This is a genomic window from Marinobacter sp. THAF197a (assembly GCF_009363275.1).
Classification (GTDB): domain Bacteria; phylum Pseudomonadota; class Gammaproteobacteria; order Pseudomonadales; family Oleiphilaceae; genus Marinobacter.
The window spans coordinates 1,094,966-1,120,056 of the sequence record NZ_CP045324.1 but is presented as its reverse complement, the minus strand read 5'-3'; the positions used below and the strand labels follow the sequence as shown (position 1 = coordinate 1,120,056).

Here is a 25,091-nt window from a genome sequence, read left to right as displayed (position 1 = left end):
CTCGATGGGTCGTGAGCATCTAACTGGCTGGAAAGCTCTGCAGGAGCAACCCTGGCTGCTTGCGGTTGTCGTATGGCTGCCGCCGGTTCTGTTCGTGTTGTTGATCAGTATCTTCCAGATTGGCACACCGCAATCTCTTCCGGTCGGTGTCGTCAATCTGGACCATAGTCATGAATCCTATACGGTTGAACGTCAGTTGGACGCAAGCCCGGGCCTGAGCCTGTTACGGTCATACGCCTCGACGTCCGCTGGCGCAGATGCCCTTCAGCAATCTGATATCCTTGCCCTTGTCATCATTCCGGAAAACTTTGGCCGGGACCTTCGGCTTTCGGTCAGCCCTACGGTGACCGCCTTTTACAACAATCAATATCTGTTGTCCGGAAAATTCATCAATTCATCGTTAATAAGCGCCTCCATGGATCTGGCCGCACGCACGGGTGTTGGTCTTAAAATCAGCCATGGCCAGACCGCCCCTGAAGCCATCACCTCGGCAGTGCCCGTGCGCCCACAAGTCACATCCCTCTATAACCCCAACATGAGCTATGCACGCTTTCTAGTGACGTCAATATCGCCGGCTCTCTGGCAAATTATCATCGTTATCTCAACGGTTCTGACGTTAAGCTGGCGACTCGAAAAACAAACCCTCCCTGCAGCATTGATTGAGCGGAGCAAAGCGATCACTGCCGCGCTTGCGCCTGTGAGTCTGCTCCTTTGGCTCCAGGGGCTGCTGATGCTCCTATTGTTCCGCCTCTTTCTGGGGTGGCAGCCATCCGGCAACATCATCTGGCTTCTTCTTGGTTTGGCCCTGACCATCTTCAGCGTTCAGGCCATGGCAATCCTCATTGTTGCTCTCGTTCGGGACCGGGTAAAAGCAATGAGTGTTAGCGCTGCGTACCTCGCCCCTGCGTTTGCATTTATGGGCATTACCTTCCCCCGAGGTGATATGAACGTGATCGCATGGGCCTGGGGAGGCTTGATGCCATCCACCCACTACATCAAATTGCAGGTGGACATTGCCGACCACGGCGCCTCCCTGCCTCTCATTTTCAACTCACTGATTGCGTTGCTGCTTTTCCTCTTCGTCTTGCCAATAGCGCTGAAGCTACTTCCGACAAAGCTCGACCCCAAACTTGCAGAGCAGGTGAGCTGATGATCCGCAATACCAGTCTGTGGGATGCCTGGAAAGCAGAACTGTCGAATATCATCCACGACAGATCGGTGATGCTGGTGATGATCGGTGGCATTTTGTTCTACGCACTGCTTTACCCGCTGCCCTACCAGAAGAACGTTCCGGGGCAACAGGCCCTCGCGGTTCTGGATCAGGACCGCTCAGCGCTCGCCCGGCAATTGATACGCATGGCCGATGCAACGCCCCAATTGCGCGTGGCTGCGGTCCCACAAAGCATGGATGAGGCAACCGTCCTGTTGGAGAACGATGTCGTTCACGGGTTGTTGGTCATCCCGGCTAACTTTGAGCGAGACGTTTATCTCGGGCGCCCGGTGAATATCGCCTTCGCCGGCGATGCCAGTTACTTTTTGATTTATGGAAATATCGTCGAAGGCTTGCTGAAGGCCACAACCACTTTGTCCGTTGAAACTCAGATCATCAGTAGCCTCAGAAAAGGCAGCAGTCCGGCCAACATCCCCGGTGAAATCATGCCGTTCAAGATATCTCCGCATGGGGTGTTCAACCCAACCGGCGGATACATCAACTATATTGTTCCGGCCGTCTTTGTTCTGATCCTGCACCAGACCCTGTTGATTGCAGCCGGCACGGTCACCGTTAAAGATCGGGCCCGCCGGTTGTCTGGGCTCGTCACAACCCCGCTCAGACAGGCACTTCCGATCAGATTAGTAAAGTTTGTGTTCGCCTACCTGATCCTGGCGCTTTTGTATTTCGGCTTTTTCTTTCAGCTTTATGGCGTCCCGCACGCTGCACCGCAGTTCGCATTAATCGGTTTTAGCATGTTGTTTCTCACTTCAACAACACTCTTTGCAATCCTGCTCGGTTACCTGTTGCCAAGACCCGAACTGACGACCGTTATTGTTCTGCTGTCTTCGCTACCTATCGTCTTTACAGCGGGTTTTGCCTGGCCCGCGTCTAATCTCCCGGCGTGGTTAGACACAATCACCATGATGATTCCCGCCAAACCCGGTATTCAAGGATTTCTCTCCCTCAATCAGATGGGAGCCCCAATCCAAAGCCTGACGTCGGAGATTGCGTACTTGTCCGGCCTATCGTTGTTTTTTGGGCTGGGCATCCTGCTGCTCGCAATGTCGGAGAGAAGACGCAGCAGGAACCGAATGGACGCTGAATCAACCCCCCGCTCCTACTAGGGAATGGTAGTCCGCCCGAAAACGAGCAAAGCTCATATACCGCCCCCGATGGTCCACCAGCTCCTTGGCATCAAAGGCTTCCACAAAGGCCCGTGATTCACCCGTGCTGATCACCCCGCGGTAATCCCCTGTCCAGTCCATGAATTGGACCAGATCCAGCAGCAGGGTCATTTCCAGTGCGCCGTTGGCCCGCTCCAGATAGCGGTAGGCCAGTGCGTAATGTTCGAAACGGTAGCTGACATTGCTGGCGTCGTTTCTGGTGGCGTCTCGCAGGGGGTCATAGTCGTAATGCCGGTAGGCAGGTGCTACGGGGTCACCGGCCACCAGGGCGGCCTGGCCTTCCGCAAACCAGTAGGGCAGCAGAGATGCAGCGGCGTTGTACCGGCTCAGGTTTTCCTGGACGTAGTGGGCCAGCTCATGGGTGAAGATCTGCCCGGCCTCGTAGGGCCAGCTTCGGTGGTAGGGAGCGACGGCCACAGCGGCGAGGGTGCCAGATGCAAGATTATTGGTGCTGACTCTCGGACTCAAACAGGCGATCACCTGCTCCGGGTATGGTACGGCTGAGCTGCGCTCATCTACGAAATCACGCCAGCTCATTCTGAACCGGTTGAGCACGCCGTCTATGCGGGTGCTCACCTCTGTGGCGGCGGCGCGAAAGGTATTTTCGCTGTAGGCGGGCGAGCCATAGACTCGCACCCTTCGGTCCGCCGTTTCAAAATACAGGGTGTCGCCAATGCACACTTCCGTCTCGTAATTCAGGCTCCATCTGCCCTCGGGGAAGTAGCGCCCGGTGTCTCGGGCATCCAGGACATAGCCACGGCTAAAGTGCTGTTCATCCCGGTCGTAGTAGCGATCCCCGGATGTGGCGCTCACCTTGCAGCCAGACAACGTTATGGCTGCAAGAGTCAGCAACCCCACCGTCCACAACCTCCTGGATTTTTCCATGTTTTTACTCCGCGACCTGTTGTTTGCCTCTATTATTCGTCAGGCCGCGCTTTGTGTCCGTCAACCCATGTAAAGACCGGGTAAAGGTCCACCGGACAAGGCGTTTGCTCAGAGTAAAATCAGCTACGTACAACCCCCAATCCCAACATTGAAATTTTTGTAGCGCGCGCCGGGTTCTCGTGTTAAAAATCGCTCGAATCCCACCAAGAACTGCGTGCGTCCTGCACGCTTTGTATCCATCCCTTTTCAGTGAGGGACACCATCCAATGTTCAAGTTGTGTAAGCCACAGGCGCTTGCCGCCGCTGTTGCGTTGTCTCTGGGTGCCTCTTCGGTTTTTGCCGCCGGAGAAGTGCGTGTTTATAACTGGTCTGACTACATCGCCGAGGACACTCTGGCGAAGTTCACAGAAGAGACCGGCATCAAGGTTATCTACGACGTTTACGACAGCAACGAAGTGCTCGAAGCAGCCTTGTTGTCTGGCCGTTCCGGATATGACCTGGTAGTGCCCTCCAACCACTACGTAGCCAAGCAGATTACTGCCAGGGCCTTCGTGGCGCTGGACCACAGCAAACTGCCAAACATGGCCAACCTGAACCCGGACCTGATGGACAACCTGGAAAAGGTCGACCCGGGCAGCCAGTTCTCCCTGCCTTACCTGTGGGGCACCAACGGCTATGGCTACAACGAAGGCCGCATCCAGAAAATCCTGGGTGACGAGGCACCTGTAGACTCCTGGGCCATGGTGTTTGATCCGGAAGTGACCAAAAAACTGGCCGCGGGCGGTTGTGGCATTGCCATGCTGGACTCCGGTGAAGAGATGGTGCGTGCCGCCATGGCTTACATCGGCCTGGACCCGAACAGCAACAACGCCGACGACATCAAAAAAGGTGGCGATGTGATCCGGGCTGTGCGCCCCCACATCACCTACTTCCATTCGTCCCGCTACATTGGCGATCTGGCCAACGGTGACCTGTGCGTGGCTGCCGGCTACTCCGGCGACATCCTGCAGGCCGCTGCCCGCGCTGACGAAGCAAAGAACGGCAACGTCATCCGCTACACCATCCCGAAGGAAGGTGCGGTGCTGTGGTTTGACATGATGACCATTCCGGCCGGCGCACCGAACGTGGACAACGCCCACAAACTGATGGACTTCCTGATGCGCCCGGAGATCATCGCAGACGTCACCAACTACGTGTGGTACGCCAACCCGAACAAGGCGGCGGACGAGTTTGTGAACCCGGAGATCCTGGAAGACACCAGCATCTACCCCACTGATGAGGTGATGAAGAATCTCTACATCATGGAAGGTCGGCCCCAGGACGCCCAGCGCCTGATGACCCGTACCTGGACCAGCGTGAAGTCTGGTCGCTGACGGTGGCCGTAACCAACAGCACCTCCGCGCAAGCGGAGGTGCTTCTCAGCATCAAGGGCATTTCCAAGAGCTTTGACAGCACCCTGGCGGTGGACGATGTGAGCCTGGACATCCACAAGGGTGAGATCTTTGCCCTGCTGGGTGGTTCAGGCTCCGGCAAGTCCACCCTGTTGCGCATGCTGGCAGGCTTTGAAACTCCGGATTCCGGTCGCATCGTGCTGGACGGCCAGGACATCACTGCCCTGCCCCCGTACCTGCGACCCACCAACATGATGTTCCAGTCCTATGCCCTGTTCCCGCACATGACGGTGGAACAGAACATTGCCATGGGCCTGAAACAGGACAAGCTACCGAAGAACGAAATTGCCGACCGCGTAGCGGCCATGCTCAAACTGGTGAAAATGGAAGCCTACGGCAAGCGGCGGCCACAACAGTTGTCTGGCGGACAGCAACAGCGCGTGGCCCTGGCCAGATCCCTGGCCAAACGCCCCAAACTGTTGTTGCTGGACGAGCCCATGGGCGCGCTCGACAAAAAACTGCGCACGGAGATGCAGCTGGAGCTGGTGGATATCCTGGAAAAGGTGGGCGTAACCTGCCTGATGGTCACCCACGACCAGGAAGAAGCCATGACCATGGCCAGCCGCATTGCCATTATGTCTCATGGCCGGATTGCCCAGGTGGGGTCACCCATTGATATCTACGAGAGCCCGAACAGCCGGATGACGGCGGAGTTTATCGGCTCGGTGAATATCTTTGAGTCGAACATCCTGGAAGACAACTCCGACAGCATCTCGCTGACCAGCGACCTGCTGGATGCACCGGTGTTTATCGACCGGGGCGTAACCACGCCTGCAGAAACCACGGAAACCCTGATTGCCCTGCGCCCGGAAAAGATCTACCTGACCACAGAGAAGCCAGAAGGTGACACCAACTGGAGCTGCGGTACCGTAGACAACATTGCCTACCTGGGTGACATCACGTCTTACTACGTGAAACTGGCCAGTGGCAAGCGGGTTCAGGCCACCATGGCCAACGTGGAACGCCGTGGTGAGCGGCCCACCTGGGGCGACCGGGTCTATGTGTCCTGGGAAGCCTCCAGCCCCATCCTGCTCTGGAACTGACGCGATGAATCGAAAGCTGTTTCCTGCCCCGGTGGTGGAGCGGGTGCGTGCGGTGCTGTTCCATCGCCGGGTGGTGTTCGGCGTACCGTTCGCCTGGCTGCTGCTGTTCTTCCTGCTGCCGTTTGCGCTGGTATTGAAGATCAGCCTGACCTCGGCGGTGATGGCCATTCCACCCTACGAACCGGTGTTCCGCTTTGTCGACAACACCCTGTCGGTGGTGGTGAACTTTGGCAATTACCTGTTCCTGGCCTCCGACAGCTTGTACGTGGCCGCCTACTGGGGCTCGGTGAAGACGGCGTTCCTGGCCACCCTGTTCTGCCTGCTGATCGGCTACCCCATGGCTTACGCTATAGCCCGGGCACCCAAGCACTGGCAACTGGTGTTCCTGCTGATGGTGATGCTGCCGTCATGGACCTCGTTCCTGATTCGGGTATACGCCTGGATGGGCATTCTCGGCAACCAGGGCCTGCTGAACACGTTCCTGATGTGGCTGGGGCTGATCGACTCGCCCCTGAAAATGCTGAACACCAACTTTGCGGTGATTCTGGGCATCGTCTACGCCTACCTGCCGTTCATGATCCTGCCCATCTACACCAACCTGGTGAAGCTGGATATACGTCTGCTGGAAGCGGCGTCTGATCTTGGCTGCCGCAGCCTGACCACCTTTTGGGCCATTACCCTGCCGTTATCGAAGGCCGGAATCCTGGCGGGCTCCATGCTGGTATTTATACCCGCCGTGGGCGAGTTTGTGATTCCGGAACTGCTGGGCGGGCCCGATACCCTGATGATCGGCAAAGTGCTGTGGGAAGAGTTCTTCAACAACCGTGACTGGCCGGTGGCTTCCGCCCTGGCGATTGTGATGCTGGCACTTCTGCTGGTGCCCATTGTGCTGTTTCATCGCTTCCAGGCACGGGAGATGGAAAAGAATGGTTAGGTTAAGAGCTCCTGGTTTCTCCAAAACCATGCTGGTGCTGGGCATGCTGTTCCTGTACCTGCCGATGGTGGTATTGATCGTGTACTCGTTCAACGCCTCCCGGCTGGTGTCCGTGTGGGCCGGTTTTTCCACCAAGTGGTATGGGGCTCTGTTCGCCAACGAGCAGATCCTGTCTGCCGTCTGGATGAGCCTGCGCATTGCCTTCTACTCCGCCAGCATGGCGGTGTGCTTGGGCACCCTGTGCGCGTTTGTGATTGCCCGGTTCAAGAAAATGCGCGGCCGCACCCTGCTGTCCAGCATGATCACCGCTCCCCTGGTGATGCCGGAAGTGATCACGGGCCTGTCGCTGTTGCTGCTGTTTGTGCAGATGGCCCAGTTGATCGGCTGGCCAACCGACCGTGGCATGGCGACCATCTGGATCGCCCACACCACCTTCTGCAGTGCCTATGTGGCGGTGGTGGTGAGTGCGCGGCTGCGAGAGGTAGACCTCTCTATTGAGGAAGCCGCCATGGATCTGGGTTGTACGCCATTGAAAACGTTCTTTGTGATTACGCTGCCGGTGATTGCACCGGCCCTGGTCTCGGGCTGGTTGCTGGCGTTCACCCTGTCTCTGGATGACCTGGTGATTGCCAGCTTTGTCTCCGGGCCCGGGGCAACGACGTTGCCGATGGTGGTGTTTTCATCTGTACGGATGGGAGTGTCGCCGGAGATCAACGCGCTGGCGACCATCATTATTGCCGTGGTGTCGGTGATCGCGTTTATCGCGTGGTTCTGGATGCGGCGGGCGGAGAAGCGGCGATTGCGGCCCCGTTAACGCGCCAAGGCACAGAACTCATTCAGGAGGGTAATAGCCCTCCTGAAAATTCTTCCTTCCACTGTCGATTCCCAGCCCTGCCACACGACCTACCAGTGAAGGCCAGTAAAACCACTGGAGCGCCACCGTGTGGGATCTATATTGATAAGCACAATCAATGCGGACACACAGAGCGCAGATCGACACATCGAATGGAGGAGTAGCATCATGGAACATCCCAAGAATACCATTTGCCTCTGGTACAACGGCGATGCCGAAGACGCAGCTCGTTTCTACGCGCAAACCTTCCCCGACTCCTCGGTGGGAGAAATACTCCACGCTCCCGGAGATTTTCCCTCTGGTACCCAGGGCGATGTGCTGACCGTTAAGTTCACGGTACTTGGCACTCCCTGCCTGGGGCTCAACGGCGGCCCCGCCTTCCAGCACAACGAAGCGTTTTCGTTTCAGGTCGCCACGAGAGATCAGGAGGAAACGGACCGGTACTGGAATGCGATCGTTGGCAATGGTGGCGAAGAAAGCGCTTGCGGATGGTGCAAAGACAAGTGGGGGATCTCCTGGCAGATCACGCCGGTGGCGTTGACAGAAGCCATAGCCGACCCAGACCGCGCCGCCGCCCGGCGTGCCTTCGAAGCGATGATGGAGATGGGCAAGATCGACATTTCTGCCATAGAAGCGGCCCGGTATGGCGTGACACCAGGCCGCCGTTAACGGTTCATTTACGTGGATCATCGGCGGGGTTGAGGTACTCAATGCCCCAGGGCCCGGTGCCATGTAATTGGATGACTGTACCCTGCTCACCGGCGTAACCGAACATGGGTTCGCCGGGGGCCATAATGGCGAGACTACCCGTGGGTAAGGCCTTGGCCTCATCACGCCGGAACTCCTCGCCATGCGCGAAATGAAAGGTGCCAGACAGCACCGTTACCCGCTCGTAGGCCGGGTGAATGTGCGGCAGCACTTTGTAATCGGCCGGCAGTCGCAGCCGAATAGTGAACGGCTTTCCGCTGCTCAGGTCACCTTCCAGAACAGTGATTTCAGCCCCTGCCGCCATGGAAGCAACAGGCTTCCATGACATCTCTGACGGCTCGATCATCATATGGCCCTCGCCCTTGTAGGGCGTCTTTGCCTGAGCAAACGATGCCAGGCCGAAGCACACCAGTGACGCGGTTGCCAGAGCCAGTAACCGGTTACTGGCCCGTTTGTGTTGGTTTGCATAAATATCCATCGCATCTATCCTCCCTAGTAAGGGTTCTTCCCGAGTTTGCTGTTACGCCAGACAACGGCCTGGCTGCCGCAAGGACGTATCCGGATGACCAAATGTTCCCGGAGATTTCAGGAACATCTACCCCTGCTGCTTCGTCCCTGCGAAAGAGCTCACGGGGAACCGCTATGGAAACGAAGGCTTCAGAAAATCAAGGGCAACACCGGCACCCGGAACAGGTCCAGTCCATATTCAGGCGCCAGGTCGAGGCGTTGATGGACCGGCTGTACGGAACCGCCTTGCGCCTCACCCGCAATCCTGACGAAGCCGAGGATGTGGTCGCTGAATCGGTCTCAAACGCCTGGTGCCGGCTGGAACAACTGGACGACCCCAATCACCTTGAGGGCTGGCTCTTCCGCATTTTGCACAACACCTTTATCGACCACTGGCGACGAAAACAGTGTCGCCAGGAAAAGGAAGTATCACTCGATGAGCCAGAAACGTCCGACACTGCTTCTTTTTCCCTGTTTGCCCACTTACATCAGCCTTTCCTGCTTTGGATCGGTCAGCCCGAGGCGGATTTTATTAATCAGTTGCTTGAGCAAGACCTGGCGCAAGCCATTGATGCGCTAGCAGACCCGTACCGTATCGTGCTCGTTCTGGTGGAGATTCAGGGCCACAGCTACGACGAAGTCGCGCACATTCTCGGTGTGCCATCCGGTACCGTTCGGTCCCGATTGAACCGTGCCCGGGGGCTGTTGCAAAAATCACTCTGGCGACAGGGTCAGGAGGCCGGATTAACCGGTCACACCAAGAACAAGTCCGGGAGGGTGAGCCCATGAAGGCATCGCAGATAGCCTGTGAGGAAGTCATTGATCACCTGTTCGAGTACCTGGACAGAGAGCTGGATGACCACAATCAGCAGATCATCGATGCCCACCTCAAACGTTGTTTTGATTGTTTCAGCCGAGCGGAGTTTGAACGTCGGCTTCGCGAACGGATTGCAGCAACAGGCGTGGAGGTGGCGCCAATCCGACTGAAGCAACGAATTCGGGAGCTGACCGGGCAATAGCACGATGGAATGGCTGGAATAACGAGGAGGACTGCGCGATGGTCGCTATTTTGGGCTATTCAAACGAACAAATCCGGGATGCGGTTCAGCAAATGTATACCCATGTCGCCGAGTCGCCCCAGGCGCCCTTCCATTTTCCGACTGGTCAAGCCACCTGTGTGGCCCTTGGTTATCCTGAAGAACAGGTATCCCGGCTACCACAGAGCACCGCCGCCTCCTTCGCCGGCGTCGGCTGGCCGTTCCGTGGCCAGGTTATCCAACCCGGCCACACCACTCTGGATCTGGGCTCTGGCGCCGGCAACGACAGCCTCATCGCAGGCGATATCGTGGGCCCTTCCGGCCAGGTCATCGCACTGGATCTGACCGCCGCCATGGTTCAGAAACTCCGCCGATGTATCGCAGGCAAGTACCCGAATATCCACCCGATACAGGGCTCCGCCGAGGAAATTCCGTTGCTCGATCAATCCATGGACAGCATCACCAGCAACGGTGCCCTGAACCTGGTTCCCTCGAAACGCAAAGCGATTCGGGAAATGTTCCGGATTCTCAAACCCGGCGGCAAGCTGCAACTGGCGGATGTGGTCATTCACCGCCCGGTAACCGTCGATTGCGAAGACGACCCCAGGTTGTGGGTTGAATGCGTGGTGGGGGCCACCGTGGAAGAAGACCTGCTGGCGATGCTTGGTGATGTCGGGTTTGAAGATATCCGAATTCTCAACCGCCACGACTACTTTGCCCTGAGTCCCAGCCAGCAGACCCGGGATATTGCCCGGAGTTTCGGGGCCTGCTCCGTGGAGCTGTCCGCCACACGAGCCAGCAAAACACCCGGCCTCATTCGGGAGTGGGCAAGAAGGCTGAACCCTCGCCGATGGCTGGGCCAACTGCATCGCCAGGGATTTTCGGGTCTACTCGCTCTGAGCATGGCCCTTGTTACCTGTTACGGCATCCTGGCGATCTCCGTACTGCTGACTCTCCTGGGCGTTCAGTTATCACTGTCGCTTCAGGTCTGGTCTTTCGCCATCGCAGTGTTCACCGTTATAACAGCATTGATTATCGGATCAGGCTTCATTCGGCATCGCAAACCAAGCCCTGGCCTGCTGGCAACGTTGGGAACAGCATTGGTCCTGTTTGCGCTCTACATCAGCTACCATGCGGCCACGGAATTGCTGGGATTTGCACTGCTGGCGGGCGCCGCCGGGCTGGACCTGAATTTCAAGCGCAAGCTGGAAGCACGGAAACTGGGCTTGAAACGCTAGCGACCCGACAGAATATGGCTCAAACCATCACACTCCACCATCGGGTCGTCACAGTTCACCACGATGTCGGAACGGGCGATGACATAGGCTTTGCCAGTTATGTTGTTTTCGACCACCTGGTATTCCCCCTCCTGCTCGACCGCCGTGAACTGCCCAATAAACCCGGTTTCCCGCAGGGAGATGGTTTCCAGTTTGTCGCCGGGTTTGATTCGGCCTTCGAGATTCATCAACGCCAGCCGCGCCGAGGTTCCGGTGCCGGTAGTGCTTCGGCAGATAACACCGGGGTGCACATAGGTGGCGGAGCGGGAGCGGTAGTATCCCTCGGCCACTTGTTCTACCGGGCCCATGAAGTGCAGGAACGGCAGCGGGCCCACGTCGCCCAGAGTGTAATGGGAGAAGCCCCGTTCAGCCTGGATAGCCTCAACGATGGCATGGGCAGTTTCGGCCAGCCGGCGCTCTTCGTCCAAGGTTAGGTCGAAGCCCAGTGATCTCGCATCTACCAGGGCGTAAAAGCCACCACTGTAGGCCACGCTGTAGCGGACCTGGCCGATGCCGGGCACGTTGATACTGGCGTTGTGGGTGTGGATGTAGCTGGGCAGGCCTTCGCAGGTGATGGCTTCCACCACGCCGTCATGCACGGTGGCCTCAATGCTCACCAGGCCGGCGGGAGATTCCAGTTTGAAGTGTTGTTTGCCTTCCTGTTTACGGACGATACCGGCTTCCAGAACCGCCGTTGCCGTGCAGATGGTGTTGGAGCCGGAGTAGATGGGGTAACCCATGACTTCCATGATGATGTAACCGGCGGCGGCTTCCGGATGGGTGGCGGGAACCAGCAGGTCGACAGACATTTCGGGGATGCCGTAGGGTTCTTCCAACAGCAGCCGGCGCAGGCCGTCGGCGTCATCTCGCAGATACTCCATCTGGGCTCGTACGGTATCGCCGGGCAAAGCGGTGATGCCACCGGTCACAATACGGCTGACATCGCCGCCGGCGTGGGTATCCATCAACTGAATGGTGAGTTCCGGTTTCATCCGCCTGCCTCCAGCGCAAAAGGTTGGCCGTGTGCCTGCCATTGGGCATCCGGCACGATGACGATCTTGCCCAGATAATTACCGCCCCGATTGACGAAATACTCCTCGGCCCGGTGCAACTCCGACAGTTTGAAAGCGCCGTGTAGCACGGGTTTTAGATGGCCATCGCGTATCCAGGTCATCAGCTGGTTTGCTTCTTCACGGGTGCCGTGGGATACCCCGAAAATCTGCATCTGATACAGGTAGATTCGGGTCCAGAGAATTTCACTGATGTTGCCGCCACTGGCTCCTGCGATGCTCAGGCGCGGGTAGGTGCTGCGGGCGTTCATGTCGAAGATCATGGCGTCGATGAATATGTCCGTCATTTCACCACCCACCAAATCCATCACCGCATCGAGGGGTTTGCCGCCGGTTTCTTTCTTGACCCGGTCTACAAAGGTGCTCATGTCGCTACGATCCAACACCGCTTCGGCGCCCAGATCGAGCAGGGTTTGGGCCTTGTCTATCTGGCTCAATGCGTAAGGGACGGCGCCGATGATCCGGCAAAGCTGGATCAGTGCGGTGCCCACGCCGCCGCTGGCACCGGTCACCAGCACCCGCTCACCCGCCTGAACGCTGGCGGAGGTGAGCATGTGGTAGGCGGTCTGGTAGGAGCACATGCCCATGGCCGCCAGTTCGGCATCGGCCAGCTCGGGGTTGGGGATATGGTGAAACTGATCGGACGGCAGGGCCACGTATTCGGCGTAACCGCCATCGGCGCCATGGCCGTAGTAGTCCGGAGTGAGATTGATATCGGTGCGGTCGTTGGCGTAGATGTTAAAGTCCAGGAGACCCCGCTCTCCGATACGGGTTTCACTGACGCCCTCGCCCACCGCCACCACTCTACCGGCGATGTCGGCGCCCTGAATACGCGGAAACGTCAACGTGGGTTTGCCTCCCATCTGGAACGACGTCATCTCCCCTTTTTTCGTGGGGTAGAGTCCTTCCCGGGCCTTGCGATCGGTGTTGTTCTTGGCGGTGGCGGTTACCTGCACCAGTACCTGGCCGGCAGCCGGTTTGGGCACGGGCAGGTCCTGGTATTCGAGTTTGTCGATGCCGCCATGGCCGGTGAGGACCATGGCTTTCATGGACGCCGGGATATCTGGCATGGCTCCCCCCTTGTTCCGGTGGTTTCAGTGATCTTCAGAGCATAGGAGAGATCTGTGGTTGTGTCAGGGAGCGCGCTGGTTATCGGGCTATGACTTTGTACACCGGGCGCAAGCGGGGTATTTGTTTGAGGACGACCTGAATGACCGTCATCAACGGAACCGCCAGCAGAACGCCCACCGGGCCCCAGAGCCAGCCCCAGAAAAAGATCGACACAAAAATGATGACCGGGTTGATGGCCATGCGAAAGCCGTGAATCCAGGGTTCCAGGAAAAAGCCAACAATGGTGGTCAGCAGGATAAAACTCAGCGGCGCGATGGCCATCATCCAAAGGGTATCCAGGGTAATTACCGAAACCACCGCCAGCAACGCAATCGTGAGCATATTACCGAGATATGGGATAAACCGGGCAAGGCCAGCGATCAGGCCCCACATGGCTGGGTCTGGCAAACCTATGACCCAACAGATGAGTCCGGTAAGCGCGCCCACTGAAAGATTACTCAACCCCAGCACTGCCAGATACTGGGCAATCTGTTTCTGGGAGTCGTGGGTGATTCGTAAAACAGTCTTGCGCTGCGGCCTTGGCAGCTGTTTGACAAAGTTAAAGATCAATCTGTCACCGCTCACCAGCAGGAAGTAGGTTAACGCCAGTGCCAACGCCAGGCCTGCCACACCGTTGCGGGCTTTGGACATCAGCTGGCTCCGCCAGGATTCCGTTTGCAAGACCACCGTTGTGGGCTTCGACTGATCGTTCTCCGACAGCTCATCCACGGACTTTTCCACCTGCTCCGCTGACTGGCTGACCTTATCGAGTTGGCGCATGATTTCACTGTCACCCACCAACAGCCTGGATATGCCCTCAGGTGCTTTCTGGGCCCACTCGAGCGCCGGGGTCGCAACGGCAGCACCGATACCCACGATCCCTGCAAGCACAACCAACACCAGTACCAGCGAGCTCACCACTTTTGGCAACCGCCAATTGATATAGGCTTTCTTCACCAACGGCGAGAGCAGCAAGCTCGTCAGTACCGCCAGAACAATAGGCAGGATAATCTGGTGAGCAAGATAAAGGGTGTACAGGATGCCCAGGATAAACAGACCATAGATGGGCGTAGAGAGCTCAGCCAGCACGCTCTTCCCGGGCTGGTTCTCGGGAGAGCGGTTTTCTGTTGGGGAATCATCCATGCTGTTTCAGTACCTTCAGGTCAGGATGGCGCCGTGTCATCCACAACGCCGATTAGGCCCGCACAGGCAGGTTGCGGGCGACTTGCTAGTGTAGCGTTCCAGCATCTTGCTTGCATTATCAAACAATTACCATTCGCCCGAGCACAAAACTGAACCGGGGGCATTGCCGACAGCGTATACAAAGGCACGAAGCCCGAGGTGAACCGGAGAACCAGATGCCACCGCGTTATGACACCCTTTTCTACGACGGACGCTGCCCCCTGTGCGCCAAGGAAATCCGCACGCTCAGAAAGTTACAACGTGGCGATCTGATCTTTGCCGATATCCACGAGCAGAATGCGCACAACGCACAGTTGCCAACACGTGAGGAGCTGCTCAAGCGGCTGCACCTGTTGACCTGGAACGGCGAATGGGTAATCGGCTTGCCGGCCAATGTTCGTGCATGGTCTCACACACCGTTTGGCTGGCTGCTCAAGCCTCTGTTGTGGCCAGTGGTTTACCCGGTCGCAAAACGGGTTTATGAAAGCTGGGCTGATCGCCGGTTCGAAAAGAAGTACGCCTGTTCGGTTGGCCCATCGTGACCAGTATTTAATGCAGTTTGCATTGAACTTGAAATATTAACGCATGCATTATGCTCTACGATAAAAACAAAAGTCACCAAAGGAGCTACCATGCGTTTTTCTCTGAACCCCGGTCCCTGCGCACTTGCCGCCGCGATCGTTCTCTCCACCGCACCGTTGCACACCCAGGCCAGCCTTCTCTCAGGGCTGTTGGGGACATCCTCCCAAACGGAAACAACAGAGAGCACCGGCACATCAGCGAGCGCGGAGAACACCATTGCGCAGCGATACATTGTAACGGTCGACCCAACTCTGCCCTCGCTTCTGGGCGTTGGTGGTGATCTGTCTGCCGGTATCCAGGCGTTATTAACTGCCGTTGGCGGCGGGAACATTCTGTTTCTGTATGAGAACGTGATGACCGGTGCGACCGTGCAGCTCACCCAAAGCCAGGCCGACCTGCTGCCCGCCCTGCCGGGGGTACTTGCGGTGGAGCCGGACACCTGGATGACAACATCCTCCACACAAACCCAACAGGACGCCACCTGGGGACTGGACCGGATTGACCAGACCACCCTGCCTCTGGACACCCAGTTTACCTACCCCACCGTTGCCGGGCAGGGTGTTAATGTTTATGTACTGGATACCGGCATTCGAACCACGCACGCCGACTTTCAGGGCCGTGCCAGCGGCGTGAACTTCCACGATGACAGCGGCCTGGGCGGCGTGCCGCTGATTGGCGGAATCATCGATCTGTTGCTGGGCGGGCTGATTTCCTTCGGCGACGAAGACACCATCTCAACCTACTCTGCCGAAGACTGTAACGGCCACGGTACCCATGTTGCCTCTACCGCAACCGGTTCGCTGTTCGGTGTCGCTAAAGAAAGCCAGGTGATCGGCCTGCGCGTGCTCGGTTGCAGTGGTTCCGGCGCCACCAGTGCCATCATCGAAGCACTGGACTGGATGGTAGAGAACGCCGAAAAGCCGGCCGTTGCCAACATGTCTCTGGGCGGTGGCAATTCAACGGCACTGGACAACGCCGTTCGCGAAGTCGTCGCCTCCGGCATTCCGGTGGTGGTCGCTGCGGGTAACAGCAACGCCGATGCCTGCAGCGGTTCTCCCAACCGTGTAGCAGAAGCCGTGACCGTAGGTTCTACCGACAACCAGGACCGCCGCAGTAGCTTTTCCAATCACGGTTCCTGCGTGGACATCATGGCGCCAGGCACAGACATCACCGCTGCATGGCACACCGGCGACACCGCCTTTAATACCATCAGCGGCACCTCTATGGCCTCGCCCCACGTGGCTGGCGCAGCCGCTCTGCTGCTCAGCCTGAACCCAGGCCTGACGCCGGAACAGGTTGCCCAGACGCTGCGCAACCAGGCAAGCACGAACCAGCTGACCAACCTGAACGGGTCACCGAATTTGTTAGTGAATGTGAACCCTTGAGGGAGAGTGCCCGCCAGCTACTATGGCTGGCGGGCGTTACTTTAGTTTTGTGCGATGAGCAGGGTTCTCCAGGATAGCGACAGTACACCTACGCCAACCGGCTGATCTCTGCCCCTTCCGGAATCAGAGACGGCGTCTGTGGCTCCCGGCCCTTAAGCATATTCGCGAGGCGCCGCTCACGAACCGTATGAACGGAAGGGTCAAGCCTCAGAACTTTCAGTGGCAGCGGATCCCCTTCCTTGAGTTTGTCGAACAGCTCAGCCTTATTCAGATAGAAAGCGCCACTGCAATTTTTGCCGTTAAACTGAAAATCAAACTCAACCAACAGATTGCACTGGTAGTGTCCCTCGTCCAATGGCCGGTTGTGTTTGTCATACTCCTGGTGAAACTGGCAGTCCGCCTCTTTTCTGGTCAGAACGCCATCCACCTCCACGCCGTGCTTACGCAACAGTGCCTGTTCATAGTAATAGCCGATACTTGAGTAGGCGGTGACAAACGAAGAAATGAACAGGGCCAAACCTATCAACGCGAAAAAGGCTCCGAAGATCATGGCGCCCCACTCGCCAAAGCCCAGGTAGAAAACGCCTCCCCCAACAACTCCGAAAACAAGCCCCATGCCCAGTAACATGAAAAAAAAGTCGAGATGATCTTTTACCGCTGCCCTTAGAAGCGGCCAGTCGGTGGTGCCTTTTCTGCGCATGTTGGTCTCCGTCAGGGTCGAAAAGACTAACTCGCTAATTTCGGCAGAAATGACGTGTTCACCCAGTAACGTTTGAGGTTGGATTCATCAACCAGGACCGGCACTGTCTCCTGATGGATGTGGTCGCTGGGATCAAACCACAGGTTGTCGCTCCGAAACACATGCAGCTCCCCCGTTTGCGGGTGTTGCCACTGGCAGACAATGCGAAAAGGATTCCGGCCGTTGACCGTGAGACTGGTGTTCTGCTCAACCGACGCAAATTTTGCGAGTACTTCGGTGCCATGCTGTTCCAGATAGGCTTTTGATCGCCCCTTCAGAACACCAAACAGCACCATCCCGCCACCGACCAAGGCAAACACCAGGCCGAGCCCGCCAACGATCAATGACATCCCCCACAGGGAAAAGAAACTGTTGATCTGCGCGTTCTCCGGCGCTGAGGGCTCATACAACACAGAAACCCGCTCACCGCGCCTGAAGGAGGGAGGGTTTGAACCGGAACGGGACTGAAACACGATCTCTCGGCCACTGGCATCCTGAAATGCCACGACCGGGTAATAGCTGCTGGAATCACTGGAGCGGGAATATACAAGCTCAGTCACTATCCCGCTGGTTTCGGTCGCCCGGTCGATAAAGGCGGAGGTGCTGCTGTAGCTGGCAAAAGCGCCGAACAGCATGGCTACGCCGATGAGGGTGAAAGTGTACTTGAGGATTTTCAGGGTTTTCATTTTTTCGTTCCTTGAACTTATTTGCTTCCGTGTTTCGAGCGAGCTTTTGATAAAACCTTAGCGTGAAACCGGCGAGATTATACCGCGCCCCCAGCAGAAATGGAGGAATTGGGTAATATTCGCGTCACATCATTAACCCCCTCCTATCAGAATATGAAGCTTTCTTCCTAGAGCGGAAACACCCATTCCGCTAGCATATATCGATGTTTCAGCTCCATGGCGGAAAGGAAGCCGACCCCATGCGGATATCCCGACATTTCAGAGAATTCCTTCCTGTCGCATTAATCACCTCTACAACCTTGGCGGGCTGTAGCGAATATTCCGACTCCAAAGAAGACGACATGGTTCACAGGCAAATGGAGGCCATGGTCTTTGTTGAAGGTGGCGCATTCATGATGGGCAACCCTGGTGGCTGGGCAATGGGTGCGGATACTATTCCCGCTCATGAAGTGGTGTTGGATGATTTCCATATACAGAAATATGAGGTGACCCAAGCAGATTTTGAAACTTTCCTTGCGGCCTCCGGACACAATATCGAAGCAAACCGCTACGAAGTGAATAAGGAACGCTATCCAGAACGTTTTAGTGATGATCTTCCTGCTGCTGTGTCGTGGCTGGACGCCAAAGCTTTCTGCCGTTGGCTCGGCGAACAATCTGGCCGGCTGGTAGACCTGCCAACTGAAGCCCAGTGGGAATACGCCGCACGCTCACGAGGCCAAACAGTTCGACATGCGACAAATAACGGAGCAATAGAACCAGGGCGTAATATCAACCGCGCTAACGATCCGGCTATATCCTCTCATAAGAGCAATCACCGTATACCCGAGCCACCCGGACAGTATCCACCCAACCCCCTGGGACTCTATGACATGTCGGGAAATGTAAGCGAATGGGTCAACGACTACTACCAACCCGACTACTACCAATATTCCGAAATCGTCAATCCTAAAGGGCCTGAAACAGGCGAACACAGCAGTTTCTTCGATGCACCTCGTAGAGTTATGAGGGGAGCTAATTTTGAGGGCCCAATCATCAATAGCTCTGCGGTTGTTCGACTAAAAGCCGCTCAATCTGCCGCGCCTCTTTACGGTGGATTCCGCTGCGCTGATAACTAGCCCAGCCATCTTCGATACCTTTGGATGCGGCGGATTTTCAGTATTCAAAGCCAATATGTAATCGTAAGTTCATTTCAGTTTATCTTGGCATTTTCGGGCAGCTAAGGGTTATTCGATGGGTTCTGGCTGATTAACAACGCAGCGAAAGCCTTGATAGTAAGAGTTCATACTGCGTCCCGTTCTCCCGTAAACCGTCGCATTGCCGCCAACGTGATCACCGAAACCCGCCAAATCTCTCACAACCCTTTTTCCCGCATGTTCGTTGCTCTGTTGCTTTGCTACCGGATTCTTGGTTGGGAGATGATCAAAACCGGGATAGAACCAGTCTTTCGTCCACTCGGCCACACTCCCAGTCATGTCATGCAAGCCGAGGGGGTTTGGAGGGTAAGATCCAACAGGACGACGTTCAACGTCACTTGATGAATGAATCAGCGCGTTGCCAGACACAGGCTGCATCGGATCAATATATTGTGATGGACGCTGAAGATACTTGTCTAGCTCCACTTCTCCAGTGTCGGTCGCATAGGCAATTGGTTGGCCTCGGTTCCGTGCTGCGTATTCCCACTGGGCCTCGGAAGGTAGTGAGTAGGGAAGGCCTGTCTTTTCAGCAAGCCATAGACAGTAGCCGTCGGCCTCTTGGAAATTCGGACTTCGCGCTGGTTTGTCTTTGTAATTTGGCGAGGCGGGATCATCATTCGATACTATTGGCAACCTCACAGCACGTTTAAAGCCCTTTTCGACTGTATAATTGTCCGCTCGCCCCACATCCTGTAGAAATGTAACGAACTCGCCCCAAGTGACTTCTGTCTTGAGAATTGAAAAGCTCTCGATCTCCACAAGCTTTGGCGGTTTGTTGTCATCGGAGATCGGGTTGAAAAGCACACCCGATTCATTTCCGACATCTCCCAGCCAAAACTCGCCGCCCTCGACAAAAACCAGATTGCTTTTGGCACGCTGGAGTACCGCTTCAATTTCAATTTCTGAGGGCGCCTTCGGTGATGAGCATCCGGCGAGGAAGGCGAAAAGCGAAATCGCACTACCAGCGATCGTTGACCTCAAGAGTAACTTCAACAACATCAGACGATCCCCGCAGTTCGGCAAGCTGAAAACGGATCTAACCGAACAGGACCAACCAGATTGGCTGTCGTATCCTCCAGAATTCGCTTGTAAAGGTTATAGTGGTGAACGTTTTTCCCGATGAAACTGAATACGTTCCGTGCGTTTTCCTCAAGATCGCCCTGTCTCGGCTCGTTCTCTGGGTTGATGCGAACCATGGTCTCCTCAAAGTCTCTCCAGCTCTGCATGGATTGTAGAATCAGTCCAACTGCTCTTACTTTTGTAAATGTGCCATCTAGCAATTTAGGTGTCAGCCAGAAGTCATCGATTAACAAGTTTAAGAGCTTTGCTTTAACCTCTGGGGGAGAGTGGCGCAAGACGCTTTCCTCTCCCCGCTCATCATCCGCGATAATATTACGGGCAACCTCTAGACCAACCCTTTCCTTTTCCAGATTGGATCGCAGGGCAAGAGCAAAATCATCCATAAAATCATCTATCGTTGAAATACCCTGCTCGACCATCCTGGCCGCAGAGACAGTTAAATTGGCACCCGTTCCAAGAGCATATATGGCGAGCTTGGTGTACCAGCCGAAAGCCTTAGTCTCACTACCGAAGAGCTCCAGATATCGAAAATCCACATCTCCCATAGCTTTGTAGACGTAGTGGATCATCGTAATTATATTTTCCGGATCCACTTCAAGCACAAAGCTTCCAGACGCACCAACGCCCAACACCACGCCAGCGTGAAAATTAAAATAAAACTTGCCGGTGCTTTCACTAAACTCCAGTCGCAGCCGAAACTCCCCGCCAATTCCAGCTGCCGCCTCAACTTTCTTTCCTATTTCACAAAGTGTTTTCCAATCGGCCTGCGTCGACAGTACATCAGTCCAAAGCAACGCTCCTGACAGTTCACATCCCGCTCGAACCCCTGCAAATACTCCTCCATCAACTGCTGCACCTTGTCCGCGTTGTCGAGCTGCAACACCTTTTAGATTCGGTATACCATTGCTCGAATCTATCGTTACATTTGCAGCGAGAAGTGCAGAAGCCCCGGCAAATCCAGACAACGAGGCTCGAAGCCTGGCTTGGAAGTGGCCAAGAGAAACTTCTCTTCGCTCGCCATCCCACCCACCAACTCTGTAGTAAACTCTGACTTCAGACCGGTTATTAACAGGATACGACTGCTCAACCCCAACCTTGCCCTGCGCCAGAGAATATTGCCCTTCTGCCTTGGCCTGAAGGTGAACTTTGCCTTTTCTCGGATCAAACTCTCCAGAGGCACTTGAACCCGCGGCAAAGCGCATAAACTGAGCCTCTGCCGAAGCATCAAAGCCAGTTTCGTCAACCGCTTGTTGTCTTGCCTCGGCATCACCCCAGATCGACCATGACGCCTCATCGTAGAACTTGTTCAATGTCGTCATGAGGGCACCATTCTGATCAGGCTCCCACAATTTTGCGTTGAACTTGATGCTTAGCTCACTTCGAATAGCATCTCGAAGCTTAGCCGGATCAACACCATTCTCGGTTAACCATCCATCACTCCGCGCTCGGTCTCTGGCAGCTATGGAATAGCGTCGCGGATGAGTCTTCATTTTATCTGAGCGTACATACGTTCTATGCGTGTTACCGGCAAGCCGCTTGATCTCGGTTATGGGCGGGATGCTCTGCATATCGTTAGTAAGAACGGAGCGAGCTTCCAGTTCTTCAATTAAGCGCTCTTTCTCTTCCTGAACTTCCGACAACAACTGGCCCTCACCATCAGCAGGACTTAATTCGGAATCCCGTTCGCCATCATTGAGCTCATCCAGCTTTGCATAAAACTCATTCATCGGGCCGCAAACGAACTCTTCTTCCTCAAGCCACTCAGAGAGCTCCTCTTCCGTCAACAGGATCAACTCATCAGAGCCTGTGACATGGACAACTTCCACAATTTCTTCTGCACATGGTGGCTCTTGAGCAACTTGTCCGACCTCGCAGCTGGAGAAATCTGCATCGTTCGCAGCGGGAAGTTTTAGCCGCTGCCCAGGAAAGATCCGATCGGGATTGTCGATATCCGGATTCAGTCTCAGAAGGCTGCTTAAAGTAGTTTGGTGTCGCTGTGCAATTGCGCTAAGAGTGTCGCCAGACTTGACGGTGTACTCGGAACTCATGGGGCAACTCCATATGCCAAACGTTTATCCACTTCACTCAAGCGCGTACCTGCTGGCATTTCAGAACTGGACAAAATAGCCTGAAATTCTGGATGCTCAATGCGCTCTCCGTGCACTACAGCTAGCTCTGCAAATCGGCTTACGTCTTTCTCTGTACGGAACCCAAACGAGTTGGCCTGCTGAATCAGTGCGTTCAGCCTGGATGCATCGTTTAGGGAAAGGTATTGGGCCAACCGGGTCACGAACTCGTCTTTGGCCATAGCGGCCAGGGCCTCAATATGGTGATCAGCAAGAACAAACCAGCCTTCCTCAGCAGCCTGCCTGGCTGGTCTCTGGCCATCTGCACTGAATCGCCGCCATTGACCATCATTTTGGAACGCCAGCCAGTCTGTTATCGGGCCACTGAATTGGTCTCGCTCCAGATCACTGAACGCTCCCATCAACCTGACCAGCTGTTTTGGGGAATAGAACCTGAGATAGGAATAGCCCCCATCAGGCAACTTGACGCTCAACAGGCTTCGTAAATGATCGGCCAATACGGGCAGTATCTCGTCTGCCATCAGGACAACGGCATGGTCTTGCCACCTTACCTGCTCTGACCATATTCGTGATGATGGCGAAGGCTTTACAAGGCAGGGGCTCACCTCGATGACCGACTCATGGGGTGTGCCAAGGTACAGGTATTCGAGTTCCGGCTGATCATCGTATTCATAGATGAACCTGGGAGCATTAAATACCGCACCATCAATCAGTATCCACGCTCGCTCAATAGCCTTTTCATCCAAGCCCATCATACAATGTCGCCCTCACATGCACAGGCTTCCATGGCACAAGAACCATCCGGTTGGCGGCCGCATTGCTTCACAAGAGCGACATCCTTTTTAGCTGCGGACTTCAATGCGGGCGCCGAGGCTGCAGAAGGCCCCGCTGTCGCTCTGGTGCCATTTTCCGCCACCTGCACAGGTTCATCGTTGGCTGTTAATTCGTTCAAACTCTCGGGCAACAACGGCCCCGTGACCCCAACCCCACTACCACTCCCCGGCCCACCCCCGGAATTCATCCGCACCAGCGGCCCGGAAATAGTCACCCCACTCGGGTCCACCTTCACAAAGCTGCCACCGGCCTTCAGTGTCACCTCAGCGCCGGCTTCAATCACAATTTTCATACCGGCCTTGTGGTGGATTTCGGTGCCGGCTTCCACAAGCTGGTTTTTGCCCTGCTTGCTATGGTGGCTGCCGTTGACGGTGAGGCTGTAGTCGGCGCCGATGCTTTCGCGGTGTTCGTCTTCGGTGGTGTGGTGGCTGTTGCCTTTGGTGTGGCTGAAGCGGTTGTTTTCCACCGTCAGGTGGCTGTCGTTCTTGATGACTTCGGTGCGGTTGTTTTCGGTCAGCAGGTCCAGGTCTTTTTGGGCGTGGACGTAGATCTGTTCCTGGTCCGCTTCGTCTTCAAACCGGAGTTCGTTGCTGCCCTCACCCTTGTGGGTTTTGGTTTTTAATGTGGTCCGGGTTTTGTGTTCCGGCAGCGCGTAGGGCGGTGTGTTGGTGGCGTGGTAAGTCCTTCCGGTGATGATGGGCTGATCCGGGTCGCCGTCCAGGAAGGAGACAATCACTTCGTTACCGATTCTTGGTAACGCCATAAAGCCGTATTGGCCGCCGGCCCAGCCTTGGGCGACGCGTAGCCAGGCGCTGGAGTGTTCGTCGTTCTTGGAGTAGCGATCCCACGGGAACCTTACTTTCACTCGTCCATACTGGTCGCAGTGAATCTCTTCACCCTCGGGGCCGGTGACGATGGCCATCTGGGGGCCGTCCATCATGGGTTTGTGTTCACACAGGGGCCGCCAGGTTTTATCGGCCGGGATGGCGGTGAAGTCGTTGTGGTAGCTGGTGGGTTCGCTGCCACCTTCTTCTTCCATGGCCTGGGGCTGTTTGCCGGTGTGGGTGATGGCGGTCAGCAGCCATTCCCGGTTCAGGCTCTGGCTGTCGTGTTCCTGCAGTTCCACTTTGGCGCCGGGGGTGAAGTCCGGGCGGTTGCTTTTGCCCTTGGCCAGGGAGGCGTCATTTCTGAGGGCGTCCAGTTTAGCCTGGGTGAAGGGCTGGCCGCTGGCGTCGGCCTTGTAGCGGCCGGGGTAGTCGTAGTGTTGGTAGTCTTCTCGGTGGTTCACACCGCCAGCATTGTGCTCGTGCATCAGGGCATAGGCGGGGTTCTTGAAGGTGTAGTCTTTCATGGCCACGGAGGCAGCTTTGATGCGCTCTTCGTAGGCGAAGCTGAATACACAGGCCTGTTTGCTGTTGCCGCCGGCCTGGGTGTTGCAGGGGACCGGGTCGAGTTTCGGGGCGTCGCCATGGTGGTCGGCGATGATCAGGGCCGGTTGTTCTTCGCCATCCACGCTGCCGTGCTGGTAGCGGTAGTGCCAGCCTTCTTCGGCGGCCAGGCGCTCAAGGAATTGCAGGTCGCTTTCCCGGTGCTGGACGCAGTATTCCCGCTCTTCGGGTGAGCGCTTGAAGTCGAACACGGTGTCGATGATGCCCCGCTCTTCCAGCAGGGTGCGCACGATGGCATCGGTGGTCTGGGTCTGGAAGATGCGGCTGTTGTGCATCATGCCCAGGCGCCAGGCCGGGGGCTGGATGACCACTTCGTAGGCGGTGCGGCGGTGGCCGGTGTTGCCGCGGACGAATTCGTTGACCACGCCGGTGAAGCGCCGCAGGGGCTGGCCGTCTTGCCACACCACCAGGTCCACCGGTTGTTCCAGGATATCCGCCGCCTGCACGTCCGGGTCAGTACTGGCCAGATGCACTCGACCCTGAAACAGCTGGGAAAGGCTTTCGGTCAGCGCGAAGCTGACGACAACGAAGTGATCTGAGGGGAATTCGCCTACACGGGCGGTAAACTGCAATCCGCTTGCCTGGGGCATGACTTCGGTCCCT

The 25,091-nt window shown here is 56.3% G+C and carries 24 protein-coding genes; 13 read left to right on the top strand and 11 right to left on the bottom strand.

The window, feature by feature from the left end; translation table 11 throughout:
* The first annotated feature begins 4 nt into the window (after nucleotides 1-4).
* Together FIV08_RS05205 and FIV08_RS05200 are read left to right on the top strand one after the other, a co-directional pair.
* Complete coding sequence (locus tag FIV08_RS05205) at nucleotides 5-1,150, top strand: ABC transporter permease (RefSeq protein ID WP_152437568.1); 1,146 nt, start codon at nucleotides 5-7, stop codon at nucleotides 1,148-1,150.
* Nucleotides 1,150-2,337 carry an ABC transporter permease gene (locus tag FIV08_RS05200; RefSeq protein WP_152437567.1) on the top strand — a complete coding sequence of 396 codons (1,188 nt, stop codon included), beginning with the start codon at nucleotides 1,150-1,152 and terminating at the stop codon, nucleotides 2,335-2,337. Before FIV08_RS05205 ends, FIV08_RS05200 begins: the two co-directional genes overlap by 1 nt.
* Here the strand turns inward: FIV08_RS05200 and FIV08_RS05195 are convergent.
* Complete coding sequence (locus FIV08_RS05195) at nucleotides 2,317-3,282, bottom strand: hypothetical protein (RefSeq protein ID WP_152437566.1); 966 nt, start codon at nucleotides 3,280-3,282, stop codon at nucleotides 2,317-2,319. The two genes, FIV08_RS05200 and FIV08_RS05195, sit on opposite strands and share 21 nt — an antisense overlap.
* Before the next feature lie 266 nt (nucleotides 3,283-3,548).
* Between FIV08_RS05195 and FIV08_RS05190 the strand changes: the two genes are divergently transcribed.
* The 5 genes from FIV08_RS05190 (at nucleotide 3,549) to FIV08_RS05170 (ending at nucleotide 8,232) form a co-directional block, all read left to right on the top strand.
* Nucleotides 3,549-4,655 carry a polyamine ABC transporter substrate-binding protein gene (locus FIV08_RS05190; RefSeq protein ID WP_058091669.1) on the top strand — a complete coding sequence of 369 codons (1,107 nt, stop codon included), beginning with the start codon at nucleotides 3,549-3,551 and terminating at the stop codon, nucleotides 4,653-4,655.
* A gap of 38 nt (nucleotides 4,656-4,693) precedes the next feature.
* Nucleotides 4,694-5,776 (top strand): polyamine ABC transporter ATP-binding protein, encoded by a 1,083-nt coding sequence (potA, locus tag FIV08_RS05185; RefSeq protein WP_416376628.1) that lies wholly within the window; start codon nucleotides 4,694-4,696, stop codon nucleotides 5,774-5,776.
* A 4-nt stretch (nucleotides 5,777-5,780) separates the two neighbouring features.
* Nucleotides 5,781-6,710 carry an ABC transporter permease subunit gene (locus FIV08_RS05180; protein ID WP_061333489.1) on the top strand — a complete coding sequence of 310 codons (930 nt, stop codon included), beginning with the start codon at nucleotides 5,781-5,783 and terminating at the stop codon, nucleotides 6,708-6,710.
* Nucleotides 6,703-7,524: an ABC transporter permease subunit gene (locus FIV08_RS05175; protein WP_072677799.1), complete on the top strand. Its 822-nt coding sequence runs from the start codon at nucleotides 6,703-6,705 to the stop codon at nucleotides 7,522-7,524. Before FIV08_RS05180 ends, FIV08_RS05175 begins: the two co-directional genes overlap by 8 nt.
* 207 nt (nucleotides 7,525-7,731) lie before the next feature.
* Entirely contained in the window at nucleotides 7,732-8,232 is a 501-nt protein-coding gene (locus FIV08_RS05170) for a VOC family protein (RefSeq protein ID WP_152437565.1), read from the top strand.
* Between the two features lie 4 nt (nucleotides 8,233-8,236).
* Here the strand turns inward: FIV08_RS05170 and FIV08_RS05165 are convergent, their stop codons facing one another.
* Nucleotides 8,237-8,749 carry a cupin domain-containing protein gene (locus FIV08_RS05165; RefSeq protein WP_172972249.1) on the bottom strand — a complete coding sequence of 171 codons (513 nt, stop codon included), beginning with the start codon at nucleotides 8,747-8,749 and terminating at the stop codon, nucleotides 8,237-8,239.
* A gap of 164 nt (nucleotides 8,750-8,913) precedes the next feature.
* Between FIV08_RS05165 and FIV08_RS05160 the strand changes: the two genes are divergently transcribed.
* The 3 genes from FIV08_RS05160 to FIV08_RS05150 are packed head-to-tail and all read left to right on the top strand — an operon-like array spanning nucleotide 8,914 to nucleotide 11,053.
* A complete protein-coding gene (locus FIV08_RS05160; protein ID WP_152437564.1) occupies nucleotides 8,914-9,567 on the top strand; it encodes an RNA polymerase sigma factor in 654 nt (217 codons plus the stop codon).
* On the top strand, nucleotides 9,564-9,797 hold the full coding sequence (locus FIV08_RS05155) for a zf-HC2 domain-containing protein (protein WP_152437563.1): 234 nt from the start codon (nucleotides 9,564-9,566) through the stop codon (nucleotides 9,795-9,797). The genes FIV08_RS05160 and FIV08_RS05155 overlap by 4 nt, the downstream gene beginning before the upstream one ends.
* A gap of 38 nt (nucleotides 9,798-9,835) precedes the next feature.
* Nucleotides 9,836-11,053 carry a MerC family mercury resistance protein gene (locus tag FIV08_RS05150; RefSeq protein ID WP_152437562.1) on the top strand — a complete coding sequence of 406 codons (1,218 nt, stop codon included), beginning with the start codon at nucleotides 9,836-9,838 and terminating at the stop codon, nucleotides 11,051-11,053.
* Here the strand turns inward: FIV08_RS05150 and FIV08_RS05145 are convergent.
* The 3 genes from FIV08_RS05145 to FIV08_RS05135 form a co-directional block, all read right to left on the bottom strand.
* Nucleotides 11,050-12,084, bottom strand: a complete 1,035-nt coding sequence (locus tag FIV08_RS05145) for a proline racemase family protein (protein WP_152437561.1) — start codon at nucleotides 12,082-12,084, stop codon at nucleotides 11,050-11,052. The two genes, FIV08_RS05150 and FIV08_RS05145, sit on opposite strands and share 4 nt — an antisense overlap.
* A complete protein-coding gene (locus FIV08_RS05140) occupies nucleotides 12,081-13,232 on the bottom strand; it encodes an alcohol dehydrogenase catalytic domain-containing protein (RefSeq protein WP_152437560.1) in 1,152 nt (383 codons plus the stop codon). Before FIV08_RS05140 ends, FIV08_RS05145 begins: the two co-directional genes overlap by 4 nt.
* A gap of 79 nt (nucleotides 13,233-13,311) precedes the next feature.
* Nucleotides 13,312-14,415 carry an AI-2E family transporter gene (locus tag FIV08_RS05135; RefSeq protein WP_152437559.1) on the bottom strand — a complete coding sequence of 368 codons (1,104 nt, stop codon included), beginning with the start codon at nucleotides 14,413-14,415 and terminating at the stop codon, nucleotides 13,312-13,314.
* A 215-nt stretch (nucleotides 14,416-14,630) separates the two neighbouring features.
* Here FIV08_RS05135 and FIV08_RS05130 point away from each other — a divergent pair, with 215 nt between their 5' ends.
* Both FIV08_RS05130 and FIV08_RS05125 read left to right on the top strand, forming a co-directional pair.
* Entirely contained in the window at nucleotides 14,631-14,996 is a 366-nt protein-coding gene (locus FIV08_RS05130) for a thiol-disulfide oxidoreductase DCC family protein (RefSeq protein ID WP_152437558.1), read from the top strand.
* A gap of 90 nt (nucleotides 14,997-15,086) precedes the next feature.
* A complete protein-coding gene (locus tag FIV08_RS05125) occupies nucleotides 15,087-16,421 on the top strand; it encodes a S8 family peptidase (RefSeq protein ID WP_152437557.1) in 1,335 nt (444 codons plus the stop codon).
* An 88-nt stretch (nucleotides 16,422-16,509) separates the two neighbouring features.
* On the opposite strand, the gene FIV08_RS05120 is transcribed toward FIV08_RS05125, so the two are convergent.
* Complete coding sequence (locus tag FIV08_RS05120; RefSeq protein WP_152437556.1) at nucleotides 16,510-17,121, bottom strand: DUF3592 domain-containing protein; 612 nt, start codon at nucleotides 17,119-17,121, stop codon at nucleotides 16,510-16,512.
* A 26-nt stretch (nucleotides 17,122-17,147) separates the two neighbouring features.
* Nucleotides 17,148-17,846 (bottom strand): DUF3592 domain-containing protein, encoded by a 699-nt coding sequence (locus FIV08_RS05115; protein WP_152437555.1) that lies wholly within the window; start codon nucleotides 17,844-17,846, stop codon nucleotides 17,148-17,150.
* A gap of 203 nt (nucleotides 17,847-18,049) precedes the next feature.
* Between FIV08_RS05115 and FIV08_RS05110 the strand changes: the two genes are divergently transcribed.
* Entirely contained in the window at nucleotides 18,050-18,961 is a 912-nt protein-coding gene (locus tag FIV08_RS05110; protein WP_152437554.1) for a formylglycine-generating enzyme family protein, read from the top strand.
* 108 nt (nucleotides 18,962-19,069) lie between these two features.
* Here the strand turns inward: FIV08_RS05110 and FIV08_RS05105 are convergent, their stop codons facing one another.
* Genes FIV08_RS05105 through FIV08_RS05090 form a run of 4 tightly spaced genes read right to left on the bottom strand, consistent with a single transcriptional unit; the run spans nucleotide 19,070 to nucleotide 25,078 of the window.
* Nucleotides 19,070-20,038 (bottom strand): formylglycine-generating enzyme family protein, encoded by a 969-nt coding sequence (locus FIV08_RS05105; RefSeq protein ID WP_152437553.1) that lies wholly within the window; start codon nucleotides 20,036-20,038, stop codon nucleotides 19,070-19,072.
* On the bottom strand, nucleotides 20,038-22,167 hold the full coding sequence (locus tag FIV08_RS05100) for a LysM peptidoglycan-binding domain-containing protein (RefSeq protein ID WP_152437552.1): 2,130 nt from the start codon (nucleotides 22,165-22,167) through the stop codon (nucleotides 20,038-20,040). The genes FIV08_RS05105 and FIV08_RS05100 overlap by 1 nt, the downstream gene beginning before the upstream one ends.
* The gene (locus FIV08_RS05095; RefSeq protein ID WP_152437551.1) at nucleotides 22,164-22,961 is read right to left on the bottom strand and encodes a DUF4123 domain-containing protein; all 798 of its coding nucleotides are present in this window, start codon (nucleotides 22,959-22,961) and stop codon (nucleotides 22,164-22,166) included. Before FIV08_RS05095 ends, FIV08_RS05100 begins: the two co-directional genes overlap by 4 nt.
* Nucleotides 22,958-25,078 carry a type VI secretion system Vgr family protein gene (locus FIV08_RS05090; protein WP_152437550.1) on the bottom strand — a complete coding sequence of 707 codons (2,121 nt, stop codon included), beginning with the start codon at nucleotides 25,076-25,078 and terminating at the stop codon, nucleotides 22,958-22,960. The genes FIV08_RS05095 and FIV08_RS05090 overlap by 4 nt, the downstream gene beginning before the upstream one ends.
* Between the last annotated feature and the right edge of the window lie 13 nt (nucleotides 25,079-25,091).